Genomic DNA, 12,634 nt, shown 5'->3' with positions numbered 1-12,634 from the left:
AAAACAGGCAGAGCCAATCCATCTTAATAATCAGGTTATCCTGCTACTTTTTAGGTTCCGCGTGAGTGGTTGGTGTATGGATAATATCGAAGTATACCGTTTTGTCGTTACTATCAGGATAAATACGGTAGGTAAACTCCTGTTTTGTCAGAACAGTGATGTCAACCACACGGGTGAACAACACGGCGCCTGCATCATTCTTCGCAACGATAGTACGGGTTTTTCCATCAGCGGAAACCGTCCAGTCGCCATGCATTTTCGGTGAATTGTCCAGGTTGTACATGGTGAATGTACCATCTGCCTTGAAATAAGCGAAACCTACAAAGTTAGATACGTTTGCATCGGTCAACACCACGTTTTCTCCTTTGTTATTTTTTGCATTGGTAGTTTCCCAGGGAGTACTGGCAAGCGTTTCAGCTGGTGTGAGTTGTTTCGGCTCAGGGTCTTTATCTTTGCTGCAGCTAAAGAAAAAGATGCTACATACCGCCAATAAAAGAAGGCTGGTTACTTTTTTTACATTCTTCATATAAATGAAATTTTAAGCACAACAAAGGTACCTGCCCCGTATAACTTACCTTTGCGTTTTTCCTCCTGAATCTTGAAAGATTTATAACGGGGCAGATAAACCGGCATTGATCAGAATACAATATTTCCTTTATGCACCAACGATTTAACAGGTGAAACCCTTGCCACTACTTCGGCAGAGCAGGATGCTTCCAGGAATACAAGATCTGCGTCGTTGCCTGCTTTAGGCCATTGCTGGTTGCCTTTATCATCCAATGGAAGCACATACCTTGTAGCAAAGGCCAGCGTTCTTGAAAGTGCCCATTCGGAAGTATAGCCATAAAGACCAGCGATGAGCTTTGCCTTCCGGAGCATGTTGCCTGGTCCGAATGTGCTCCAGTGATCCTGGATATTATCGTTACCCACCAGTACTTCTACGCCATGCTTTCTTAACACGGGAATTGGCATAATGGTATTGCCGAAAGGCACAGAAGAAACAATGCCTACACCAGCTTCAGCCAGTCGTGCCGCCATGCGCTCCGTTTCTACCCCTGAAAGATGACCCAGCGCAAAAGCGTGGCTCACAAAGGTTTTGCCACGAAGCACCGGATTTTCATTTGCCTTGTTAATCAGGTATTCTATCGTCTTCACACCGGATTCACCTGCCTCATGCAAATGAATATCAATTCCCCTGTTGTGATCGATAGCCAGCTGCGTGATCAGGTCCATAGTTTTTTCTATACTTCCATCAATGGAATATGGATCTACTCCGCCGATGAAATCTATGTCCATTTTTGCCACTTCTTTTAACAAAGGAGCCGTGTTGGTGTAAAACACCCCATGCTGGGGAAAAGCGACCAACTCCGCCCCTGCCGTTTTCTGTTTGTTCTTCAGCGCTATCTCCAGGTGTTTTAATGAATCAAAGCCGGAGGTAGGATCGATATTAAAATGAGAACGGATATAGTGTGTACCGTTTGATTGCAGAAACTCAATCAGTTTTTCTGTCCGTTCCACGGAAGTTTTCAGCCATTCAGGGATCATCTTCTGCTCATAGGCTATCTGATCCTTCACGGTTCTCCTTTTCGCCGAAACAGCCTGCCATGGCAAACCATAGAGCATCTTATCCAAATGGGCGTGCATATCCTTAAATGCAGGAAGCATCAGCCAGCCTTTCGCATCAATGGCATCCTTAGCAGGATCGTTGGGTGCGATAGCCTTTATCTTACCGTCTTCTATTTCAACACAGAAAAGCGCGGTTTTTGTCTTTACCACTTCTTCCCCATCATACTCAAACCCCGTTTCCAGCAGTACATTTTTGAATGTATAACGACTGTCGTTTGCTATTTTATCCATTTGTTCCATTTTTTATTCCGGATTATTACAACAAAGTAAGCGGTAAATATCTCCAGAACTTTGTGCTATCTATACGGATACTTGAAAGATTTATAATAACCGGCGAATTATTGATAAATCTTTCAAGGCATATCATGAATCCTTCACAGCATAAACGACTATGAAGATTAATTTTGTGAAAAATGATGGGGACTATGAAGAAAACCGAAATATCCCGAAAGGAATTTATAAGAATGTCTGGATTAGGAATGGCAGGGATGGCTTTTGCTACCGGCTTACTGGCGTCCGCGGAAGCGTTTGCCGGTGATGCGGCAGGCAATGCCGGAAAAAGCTACCTGCTGAAGAACGTGCGGCTTGAAACAGGATTTGTTTATGAAGAAGGAGAGGTAGTTCACACAAATACCGAATTATACTGTGTGGAAATCAAAGACGGGAAAATCAAAAGCATTTCCGCCAATAAACCAAATGCCACCGATGCTATTGATGCGAAGGGCTGGCTGATGCTTCCGGCCTTCAGGGATATGCACATCCACCTCGACAAGACCTTCTACGGCGGCCCATGGCAGGCCACCAGAAGAGGACCGGGCGGTGTTAAGGGCATGATTGCCCTGGAACAGAAGATCCTTCCGGAAATGTTGAAAACTTCCACTTACCGGGCAGAAAAGCTGGTGGAATTGCTGCAGTCTAAAGGTAGCAGCTTCGCCAGAAGTCATGTCAATATTGAACCTACTTCAAAACTGCAATCGCTCAATAACCTGCTCAAAGCATTGGATAACAAAAAGCACTCCTTTGGTGCAGAACTGGTAGCGTTTCCTCAGCATGGCGTATTCTATACGGATTCAGTACCGTATCTCAAGGAAGCTGCAAAGATGGATATCGATTTCATCGGCGGTCTTGATCCTTATACTATTGACGGCGCTATCGAAAAAACAATAGATTTCACCGTACAGCTCGCGTTGGACAACAAAAAGGGAATCGATATACACCTGCATGAATTAGGAGAGTCCGGATTAAAAACAGTAGAATACCTGATTAAGAAGGTAAACGAAAATCAGGCTCTTCGGCACAAAACATTCCTGAGCCACTGCTTTGTACTGGGTAAGATCGATAAAGTGAAACAGGAAGAGATAGCTGAGCAATTGGGCGCTGCAGGCATCGGTATTGTTTCTACGATTCCATTCGGAGGGCTTATTATGCCTATACCTACACTCTACAAGCATAACGTAACTGTGATGACCGGAAACGACAGCATCATTGACCATTGGAGCTCGTTGGGATCAGGAAGTGTTTTGGAAAAAGCCCATACAATGGCTCAGCTGTACGGCTACTCTTCCGAGTTCCTGCTGTCGAGAAGTCTGAAGCTTGCTACCGGCAATGTACTCCCGCTTGATGACAAAGGCGTACAGCAATGGCCCAAAGCCGGCGATGCGGCAAACGTAGTGTTGATAGATGCCAGCTGCTCAGCAGAGGCAGTAGCAAGAATTTCACCGGTAAGATCGCTGATTAATAAAGGACAAATCGTATACTAAATATTCTGTACTGAAGCGTTGTATAAAAGGCCGAAAAATAATCCGGGGCCGGATACAGAAAAGGCTTGTAAGCTTCCGCTTACAAGCCTTTTCTGTATCCGGTATTGTTGCCTGCTCATGCAGCATATTCTTTTAACGCGCCAATTCATCGCTCAAAGCCGCTATCAGCGATCTTCCTTTATCTACATCGCCCGTGATCTTTTCTTCATTAAAATCATGCTCAGTAGTGAATATTTTCAAATGCTGCTCCAACGCCTGCCAGCTGCGCTTCGCCGTTTTATTGCCGGATGCTGCCACCCGTGCTTTTAAGATACGGATCTTCTCATAATCCGCTATTCCTTCCCGTAGCTTCTCAAACCTGATACAACTGTTACCACCGGGATATACCAGGAAACAATCGCCCGCCGGCCAGGAACCGTGGCGGGCATCTCTTGCAGGATCTTCCGCCCAGGCATCATAGGCCCAGCGCAGGAAGCCATCATAGCCGCGTGCAAAGGAATACCAGCTGATCCAGCGTCCCTCAACAGGGGGAGAAAATACAAAGTTGTTAGGCACCGGTGGGTTACAGCAAACGTAAAAAGTAGTGGTAGCTCCTCTGGCACTGCGCTGTTGCTGCTGGCTCTCTGAAGGTTCTTTACCATACAGGTAACAGTAATCATCCAGCAAAGTATCCAGCTCCTGATGCCAGTTGCCGGCATAAGTGATACGCCATTCAGGAGAATGTTCCTTTATCACTTTGATAGCTGCCAGCGTTTGTTCCATCTCGTTTTCATTGATGCCCAGGTAGGTCTTTTTAAACCAGCCTTTCTTTTCCAGATGTGTTTTGAGATCAGTCAGGAAATCATGCCAGCGTGTACGGTATACAGCTGTTGCCGGCGCCCATTCCTCGTACACATAGTTGCCGGTGGCTTCATCTGTATAACGGAAACGGTTACCCCAGGGAACTGGCGTGTAGATAGTGATGGCTTTGTCGATACCCAACTCCATCGCCATTTCCACGTAATCGTCAAATATGCTGTAATCATATTTCCAGGAGCCATTCTTTTGCTTTATCCAGGTGATCATGCCCCCTTCAATCATATAGGAGTTATCTGACCAGGGAGAATGCACCCCATACGTGGTGATGTATTTGCCGCCAGCGTCTGCGTATAACTGCAGGTGCTTTTTCAGCAAAGCCTTGTGTTCTGCTGACCAGGGCTCCAGGTGGTTGTACCACGCCACCACCCAGGGATTCTGCCAGAGATCCAGGCGGTATTGCCAGTTGTGCGGCGGCGGCAACAACTGCTGCTGCACTCTTATTTTTATATACAGGGTATCCGTATAATGTTCCGTATGCACCAGCACTGTACCAGTGTATTGTCCTGCTGCGGCATCTGCGGGGACGTCCACGGAAAGCCATACCGGCCTGGTGGTTCTGCCCGGCAGGTCGAACCGGTCGAAGTCTTCAAACCTGTCCGGCATCAGGAAGCCCTGTTTGTACGGCGTAGCGTCGCATACGGCGTCCTTTGCACCATAGGGATAGTTAGACAGTACATAGCGCACCAGGTGAAGTTTCACCTGCTGGTGGCGGATCACGTTTTTATCTGTACTCACCAGGTCGCTTACTACAAAGCGCACCTGGCGCAGGCTGTCGGGCGACCATACCAGGAGCTGTGCGTTGAGCCTTTCATTCTTCCATCCCGTAGCCTCCCACGTAGTGGCGGTCTTTTGAGAAGGCACCTCTGCCCTGAAATAAGCATGCTCTGTTGAGCCAAAGGCCACATGCAAACCGCCGCGCAGGCCATTCCAGGCGGCAGGATCCACAGGTTCATCAAAAGTATATTCCTGTTGATAGTGTGGTGCCAGCACCGGTAAACGGGCCGTAGCTATTTGTCCTTTTTGTTGTGCGAAAGCTGTTATTGAAGCCAGGCTGAATATACATATCAGTTTCTTCATTGCGGAAAATTTAACGTCGGTCAATGCATGCAACATTGATATTCAAATGCTCAAATGATCCCGGTCGACAAATAAAATTACATACTACAACTCACGCCCATGCAGTTTCTCCATTATAATCAACACATCCCTCATAACCACCGGGCACCGGAACATAATGCAACACCTGTGTTGCACCGGCTTTTGATGTAAAGAAACCTAACAAAGTCAACTGCTTCATCAACGTAAAATAATGTGGCGTTGCCTTTTCCTGCCGGCTTTGCTGCTTCGCTTCTCCATCTATTTCTGTAAGCAACGCTTTCTTTTGTTCCGCAGAGAGCTCAACAAATTTTGTATTAAACTTTTTCTTCGACACCTCATTTAACTGAGTGATCCCCTGCTTCAATACCTGTTGTTGCTTAGTATCATAACAATCCGAAGCATACGCGGCGATGAATTTCCCCACTTCAGCATCTTTTGCGCCCGGCGTATTGGTACGGGGAATAATAGTTTCCGCTACCTCATCCAGGAATGCAATATCGCCGCTACTAAAAACCTGTTCATTATGCTCCTTACACCCGGCAAGGAACAGGTTTCCCCCAACAAATGCAGCACCGGTAAGTACCGCGATTGATTTTATTAACTCCCGACGGTCCATTTACAACGCTCCTTTTTTTAATTGCTCTACTGCATAGTTAGCAGCTCTTGCGGTTAAAGACATATAAAGAATAGACGGGCTCTGGTTGCCGGTACTTGTCATACAGGCGCCATCAGTAACAAATACATTTTTGCAAAGATGTAACTGATTCCATTCATTCAGTAAAGAAGTAGCAGGATCTTTTCCCATACGTACTCCGCCCATTTCATGTATATCCAGGCCTGGTGGCTGACGGTTCTCACTCACGGAGATGTTCTTTGCGCCGGCAGCTGTTAGCATGGCTTTCCCCTGTTCAATAAAATCGTTGACCATCTTATCGTCGTTATCATCATAATCGACAGACGTGATCAGCAAAGGAATGCCCCATTCATCTTTTTTATCTTTACTCAATCTCACATGATTACTTTCTTTGGGAATAGTTTCGCCCTGCATATACATGTAGGCGCCCCATTTCCCGGGCTTGCTGATGGCTTCTTTGAATTCAGTGCCCAGTACCGGCGGGATGTTTTTGTCGTTCAGCTTTTCCCGGTAGGCAGCACTGAAGATCACATATCCACCTACAAAATCCGTGTCTTTCTCATACACGTTCCGGAAGTTAGGGATAATGCATTCCGCAGGTTTAGACACCTTGTAATACTTATCTTCAAAACCATCAAACTCTCCGCTCATCCCCGCCCTGTAATTATGGAAACAGATATACTTACCCAGCAAACCGTTGTCGTTCCCTAATCCATTCGGGAAACGTTTGGAAGTTGAGTTCAGCAAAACGAGATTGGTATTTAAAGCGGAAGCATTGAGGAAAATAATTTTCGCATGAAAGATGATTTCTTCTTTTGTACGGGCATCGATCACCTTTACTCCTGTTGCCTTACCGGAGGCCTCATCATAAATAACGGAATGTACTACAGAGAAAGGCCGTATCGTCAGATTACCTGTTTTTTCCGCCCAGGGCAGCGTAGAGGCATTGGAGCTAAAGTATCCTCCCAGCGGGCAGCCACGCATGCAAAGGTTCCGGCTGAGGCATTGCCGGTGCTGCTCTTTCTGAATATCCTGTGGCTGTGTTACCTGGGCCCATCTGCCGGATACGTAGTGCCGGTTAAACTTAGCTGCCACCACATGTTTCAAATGCTGTTCTACACAATTCAATTCAAATGCAGGCATAAATTCCCCATCCGGCATAGTGTCGATACCTTCCTTATTTCCACAAACACCAATGAATTTCTCAACATGACTATACCAGGGGGCAATATCGTTATATCCGATGGGCCATTCAATGCCATAACCATAGCGGTGCGGAGCGGTGAAATCCATTTCACTCCAACGGGCGCAGGCACGGCCCCATATGAGCGACTTCCCGCCCACCTGGTAGCCACGTATCCATTCGAAAGGCTTTTCCTGGATATAAGGATGATCTGCATCCTTTACAAAAAAATGCGCCGTAGTGGCATCGTAGCCGGCGGCTCTGCTGATATAGGGGTTTGCATCCAACACTGCTTTCGGAAGCGCGCCCCGGTATTTGAACTCCCAAACCGGCGTACTGGCGGTTGGATAATCTTTTATATGTTCCACATTCCTGCCCCGCTCCAGCACCAGCGTTTTCAATCCTTTTTCACACAGTTCCTTTGCCGCCCAGCCACCGCTGATACCGCTGCCAACAACAATGGCATCATAATGCCTGGTAGCATCCGTACTATCTGCCATACGCAAAAATTTATTTGTTGATGATTGAATTTATTTCTGACTTCCTTCAACTACCGGAAGATGCAAAGCTGCTGCACCTAAAATATTACTGTTCACCAGGGCAGATGCTTCTATTTTCAAAGCTGAAACAGTACGCTTGAATTCAAAGCTGCGAACCGTATCCCACATGCTTTTCGCGTAAAAAGAAAAAGCTGCTTTCACAGCACCGCCAATGACAATACATTCCGTGTCCAACGCATAGAGGATCACGTTGATGGCTGCCCCCAAATGCCGGCCGAATGCTTCATACATGGCTATCGCCTCCGGATCTCCTGCCAGTGCGCTTATATAAACAACTTCTCCTGTTGTTTTATAGTGATGTTCAAAAAAACGACCGCTGACATAATACTCAATATTTTTGTCGAGATAGTTGATCATCCCAAACTCCCCTGCCCCTCCGTGTTTCCCGGCAAGTATTTTTCCATTGACTATAATTCCTGTTCCTAATCCGGTTCCTATTGTTAACCCCACCAGCGATTCACAGGCACTCCCGATACCAAAATAAAATTCACCCAGCGCAAAACAGTTGGCGTCATTTTCGATTTTCACCGGCATGTTATAACGTTGCTCCAAAATACTTCGCAGGTTCGTTTCATTGATGGAAGGAATGTTCACTACATCATATAATATCCCGCTAACCGGGTCTACAAGGCCAGGCGCCCCAATACCAATGGCCCCTACGTCGGCATTGATGACGTTATCAATGACACCAAAAACCTGGTTAAGAATTTCTTCTCTTGTTCCCTGCGCGTAGAGGGTTTGGGAGATGACAGACTGCAGGGCTCCTTTATTAACTACGCCAGCGCGGAGATTTGTTCCGCCAAGATCAATGCCTAAGATCTGCGTTCTCTCCATCTATCTCTTTATTTGATAAATCAACAGCAGCATCCGCATCTAAAAAAACTGTTACAGACGGATGATCCAGCAAAAGGCTTGCAGGCAGCTCATTTGTAACAGGTTCCTCTAACAGCTTCCTGACAATGGATGCTTTGTGCTTACCACTCACCATTAAAATAATATGCCTGCTTTCCCTGAGTGTGCCCATTCCTAAAGTAATCCCTCTGTCTAATACCTGGGGCTGATTAAAATACTTTTGTCCCACCTGCTTAGTCACGGCATGCAGCGCCACTACCTGCGCCCTGCCGTCAATGGTGCATAAGGGCTCATTCATGGCAATATGCCCATTCATTCCCAAACCCAGAATTGCCACATCCATTCCGTTTCCTGCGCTGATAAACTGCTCGGCAGTCTCGCACTCTTTTTGTAAATCCTCCGAACGGCCGTCAAAAAAACAGATGTTATTTTCAGCGATGCTGAGCGGACGAAACAACGTTTGGTCGATTGAATACCGGCAGCTTCCCTCATCGGTTCCGTTGAGGCCTACCCATTCATCCAGGCCAACAAAGCTCCAATCGGCAATATTGCACTTTCCCCCCTGGCATCTTTCTGCCAATACTTTATACAAACCCGCGGGCGTGTCGCCGGAGGCCGGACAAAGCAATGGCTTTTCATAGCCCGACATCAGCATAATTACATACTCAGCAACTTTCGCAGAAAGTTCCTCATAAGTTCGACAGATCCTTAATTTCACGATTTCAATATTTAGTGGTGGTGGATGGTTGCAACCATAAGTCAATGGGTTTTTCTACTCTTTGATCAAATGGAAGTGTTATCCTTTTGCCTTGTCCTGCGGATGCATAGGCAGCATAAATAATTTCCAGTACAGCTCTTCCGTCTTTCCCCGTCACCAGCGGTTCGCGGTCATTTTGCACACAGTCGATAAAGTGCTTCAGTTCCTGGGGATATCCCTGGTTAAAGGCTTCTTCAAACATACAAAAACTCCATCCTACGGTAGTATCTGTTTTTTCCATGGCATAGCCGTAACCGTTTTTGCTATAGGCCAGTACAGAATTTCCGGTGAACAGGTCGGCATACGCCACGCCGCCTGTGCCATGAATCTCGCTGCGATCGTCCATGCCGCCATGTTTTGCCCATGAGTTCTCTACTACGCCTGTTACACCATTTTCGAATTCAATGATGACAATAGAATTGTCTTCCCCACGGGTTCTTTCTTTATGAAATACCGTTTTCATGGATGCGGTAACGCTCACGGCTACACTATTTTTCAACATCCATCTGAACCAGGCTATACCATGGCAGCCCATGTCCATCAGCACGCCACCGCCTGATTGCGTAATATCGTAAAACCAGTCGGAATGCGGGCCTGAGTGTTTTTCCGATTGCTTCAGCATGTAAATATCTCCCACTGCTCCTTCTTCCACCAGCTTCCGGGCGCGCTCATACTTGGGCGCAAAGCAAAGCTCTTCTGCATACATCAGTTTCACTCCTGCTTTTTCACAGGCTGCAATCATTTCATCGGCTTCTTCCAGTGTAACAGCTAAAGGTTTTTCAATAATGATGTGCTTACCGGCAGCGGCAGCTTTCAATGTAGCTTCCTTGTGCAGGAAATTAGGCAAACAGATATCCACTACATCAAAGTCGGTATTCCGGATTAAATCGTCTATGGAAGAAAAGTGCTGAGCAATATGATGTTTGGCAGCAAAGGCCGCAGCCTTCTCTGCATTTCTTGTATAAACCGCCACTATTTCCGCTTCCGGAACATATCGCTCATAGCTTTCCATGTGAATATCGGCAATAAATCCGGCTCCTAATATGGCTACTTTTACCCTTCTCATGTTTAAAGAGATTTATTAAAAAATGTTAGTAATCGTTGCTGTCTGTAACCGGATGTCATCAGATGCACTCCCTATCATTATCTGACAGGATATTGGCAACACCACTTTCTCCAGTTTTTCATTATAAGAACTGAGTTCTTCTTTGGTAACGTCAATGGTTACACTTTTGGTTTCTCCTGGCCGAAGAAAAATCTTTGTAAATCCTTTCAGTTCTTTCACCGGGCGCAGCGGCCTGGATACTATATTGTGAATATACAACTGCGGCGTTTCAGTTCCTTCATTATCACCGGTATTTTTTACATTGAAAGAAACAATAATGCGGTTATTGTCTTTCTTCCACTTCAGATCGCTGTAAGCAAAACTGGTATAACTCAATCCATATCCAAAGGCATAACGTGGAGAATTCAGCAAATCGGTATACGCCGATTTATAAAACCTGTCTGTATCGCTTGCCGGAGGCCGGCCGGTGTTGTAGTGATTGTAGTAGATAGGAATTTGTCCTTCCGACCGTGGAAATGTCATGGGCAATTTTGCGGAGGGATTATACTTGCCCAGGAGTACATCTGCCATTGCATTTCCGCCCTGGCTGCCCGGCCACCAGGCATATACAATAGCCGGCACATGATCCGCTGCCCAGTCGAAAACCATCGGCCGGCCGGTCATTAATACGAGTACTACCGGCTTTCCGGTGGCAACAACTGCTTTTATCAGTTCTTCCTGTATGCCCGGAAGATGAATGTTGGAGCGGCTTTTGGCTTCACCGGTCATATCCGGCGCTTCCCCCATTGCCATAACAACAACATCTGACTTAGCGGCAACCGCCATCGCTGCATCAAAACCTGAGCGGGAAGAGTCGGCAATACCGCAGCCTGGAGCATACAACAGTTTTGTATCCGGCAGCTGTGATTGCAATCCCTCCACCAGGGAAGGAATATCTTCATCCCGGTTTACATTCAAAGACCAGAATCCTTTCAATTCCTTTTTCGCTTTTGCCAGCGGCCCTATCAGTCCGATGTTTTTCACCCCGGTAAGCGGTAAAAGGTGATGATCGTTTTTCAACAGCACCATACTTTTGCGCGCTATGTCTCTTGCAATGGCCATATTCTCAGGCCTGTTCAGCATGGTCCGTTCCCGGCCTGCATCAATAAAGCGATATGGGTTTTCAAATAGTCCCAATTCAAATTTCTTTTTGAGTATTCTGCGCACAGCATCGTCTATTAATCCAATATCTACCTTTTTATCTGTTACCAGTTGCTTCAAATGCCTGATGTAGCTGCGGCTTTCCATGTCCATGTCGCTTCCGGCTTTTATGGCTACTTCTGCTGCCTCATAGTTATCTTTCACATATCCATGATTGATCATCTCACCTATTGATCCCCAGTCGCTCACGACAAACCCTTTGAAATCCCACTTGCCCTTGAGAATATCCCGTTGCAGATAACTACTGGCAGAAGCCGGCACTCCATTCAGATCATTGAACGAATTCATAAAAGTAGCTACACCGGCCTGCTGCGCAGCATGAAAAGGCGGCAGATAGGTTTCCCACAGCGAATGCAGGCTCATGTCCACGCTGTTGTAATCCCGGCCTCCTATGGCCGCTCCGTAGGCGGCAAAATGCTTGGCGCAGGCCATGATAGCATCGGGCGTACCCAGGCCTTTCCCCTGAAATCCTTTCACCCTCGCCACTGCAATCTTCGCACCCAGGAAAGGATCTTCCCCGGCACCTTCCATGACCCGTCCCCAGCGGGGATCCCGGGATATATCTACCATGGGAGAGAATGTCCAGTTAATTCCGGACGCTGCCGATTCAGTAGCAGCAATACGCTCTGCCTTTTCGATGATCTCCGGATCCCAGCTGGCGGCCTGTGCCAGCGGTACGGGAAACGTAATGCTATAGCCGTGTATCACATCCTGCCCGAATAGCAGCGGAATTTTCAGCCGTGATTGCATGGCTGCATCCTGGAATGCCTTCACATGTGTGGTACCCATGATGTTCAGCACGGCGCCTACCTGACCGGCTTTGATCTCCGCTATTTTATCGCCTACATCTTTGGTAACCGGGCCGGTTGCTTCCCAATCGCCATTATATTGATTCAACTGACCAATCTTTTCATCCAGCGTCATCTTTGCCAATAAAGCGTTGACGCGCGCATCCGTGTTATTAGTCTGGCTGCTTGCATTGTTAGTTACACACAGCACAACAGGCATAACAATGAATGCAATTCTTCTAAATTGCATGG

Annotated in this window: 10 protein-coding genes; 1 reads left to right on the top strand and 9 read right to left on the bottom strand. The window is 46.8% G+C overall.

Annotation, left to right across the window (positions count from 1 at the left end; genetic code table 11):
* Positions 1–43: 43 nt before the first annotated feature.
* Positions 44–526: a DUF4822 domain-containing protein gene (locus UNH61_RS04815; protein ID WP_326990990.1), complete on the bottom strand. Its 483-nt coding sequence runs from the start codon at positions 524–526 to the stop codon at positions 44–46.
* Positions 527–636: 110 nt separating this feature from the next.
* Positions 637–1,857, bottom strand: a complete 1,221-nt coding sequence (locus UNH61_RS04810) for an amidohydrolase (protein ID WP_326990989.1) — start codon at positions 1,855–1,857, stop codon at positions 637–639.
* 194 nt (positions 1,858–2,051) lie between these two features.
* Between UNH61_RS04810 and UNH61_RS04805 the strand changes: the two genes are divergently transcribed.
* Positions 2,052–3,386 carry an amidohydrolase gene (locus tag UNH61_RS04805; RefSeq protein ID WP_326990988.1) on the top strand — a complete coding sequence of 445 codons (1,335 nt, stop codon included), beginning with the start codon at positions 2,052–2,054 and terminating at the stop codon, positions 3,384–3,386.
* A 132-nt stretch (positions 3,387–3,518) separates the two neighbouring features.
* On the opposite strand, the gene UNH61_RS04800 is transcribed toward UNH61_RS04805, so the two are convergent.
* The 7 genes from UNH61_RS04800 to bglX all read right to left on the bottom strand — a co-directional run bounded on the left by UNH61_RS04800 (position 3,519) and on the right by bglX (position 12,632).
* On the bottom strand, positions 3,519–5,321 hold the full coding sequence (locus tag UNH61_RS04800) for a glycoside hydrolase domain-containing protein (RefSeq protein WP_326990987.1): 1,803 nt from the start codon (positions 5,319–5,321) through the stop codon (positions 3,519–3,521).
* Between the two features lie 91 nt (positions 5,322–5,412).
* Entirely contained in the window at positions 5,413–5,958 is a 546-nt protein-coding gene (locus tag UNH61_RS04795) for a gluconate 2-dehydrogenase subunit 3 family protein (RefSeq protein WP_326990985.1), read from the bottom strand.
* Positions 5,959–7,659 carry a GMC family oxidoreductase gene (locus UNH61_RS04790; RefSeq protein ID WP_326990984.1) on the bottom strand — a complete coding sequence of 567 codons (1,701 nt, stop codon included), beginning with the start codon at positions 7,657–7,659 and terminating at the stop codon, positions 5,959–5,961.
* A gap of 30 nt (positions 7,660–7,689) precedes the next feature.
* Positions 7,690–8,553, bottom strand: coding sequence for an ROK family protein (locus UNH61_RS04785; RefSeq protein ID WP_326990983.1), 864 nt, complete (start codon positions 8,551–8,553; stop codon positions 7,690–7,692).
* Complete coding sequence (locus UNH61_RS04780) at positions 8,525–9,289, bottom strand: glucosamine-6-phosphate deaminase (protein WP_326990982.1); 765 nt, start codon at positions 9,287–9,289, stop codon at positions 8,525–8,527. Before UNH61_RS04780 ends, UNH61_RS04785 begins: the two co-directional genes overlap by 29 nt.
* A 4-nt stretch (positions 9,290–9,293) precedes the next feature.
* Entirely contained in the window at positions 9,294–10,394 is a 1,101-nt protein-coding gene (locus UNH61_RS04775; RefSeq protein WP_326990981.1) for a Gfo/Idh/MocA family oxidoreductase, read from the bottom strand.
* A gap of 15 nt (positions 10,395–10,409) precedes the next feature.
* Positions 10,410–12,632, bottom strand: a complete 2,223-nt coding sequence (gene bglX, locus UNH61_RS04770) for a beta-glucosidase BglX (protein ID WP_326990980.1) — start codon at positions 12,630–12,632, stop codon at positions 10,410–10,412.
* Between the last annotated feature and the right edge of the window lie 2 nt (positions 12,633–12,634).

The organism is Chitinophaga sp. 180180018-3, assembly GCF_037893185.1.
Taxonomy (GTDB): Bacteria; Bacteroidota; Bacteroidia; order Chitinophagales; family Chitinophagaceae; genus Chitinophaga.
Note: the sequence above shows the minus strand (reverse complement) of the source record. Positions and strands in the feature narration are given on the sequence as shown.

Coding starts and splice junctions, on each gene's coding strand:
- UNH61_RS04775 (WP_326990981.1), bottom strand. CDS start 10,394: ATGAGAAGGGTAAAAGTAGCCATATTAGGAGCCGGATTTATTGCCGAT.
- UNH61_RS04785 (WP_326990983.1), bottom strand. CDS start 8,553: ATGGAGAGAACGCAGATCTTAGGCATTGATCTTGGCGGAACAAATCTC.
- UNH61_RS04805 (WP_326990988.1), top strand. CDS start 2,052: ATGAAGAAAACCGAAATATCCCGAAAGGAATTTATAAGAATGTCTGGA.
- UNH61_RS04790 (WP_326990984.1), bottom strand. CDS start 7,659: ATGGCAGATAGTACGGATGCTACCAGGCATTATGATGCCATTGTTGTT.
- UNH61_RS04795 (WP_326990985.1), bottom strand. CDS start 5,958: ATGGACCGTCGGGAGTTAATAAAATCAATCGCGGTACTTACCGGTGCT.
- UNH61_RS04815 (WP_326990990.1), bottom strand. CDS start 526: ATGAAGAATGTAAAAAAAGTAACCAGCCTTCTTTTATTGGCGGTATGT.
- UNH61_RS04800 (WP_326990987.1), bottom strand. CDS start 5,321: ATGAAGAAACTGATATGTATATTCAGCCTGGCTTCAATAACAGCTTTC.
- UNH61_RS04810 (WP_326990989.1), bottom strand. CDS start 1,857: ATGGATAAAATAGCAAACGACAGTCGTTATACATTCAAAAATGTACTG.
- bglX (WP_326990980.1), bottom strand. CDS start 12,632: ATGCAATTTAGAAGAATTGCATTCATTGTTATGCCTGTTGTGCTGTGT.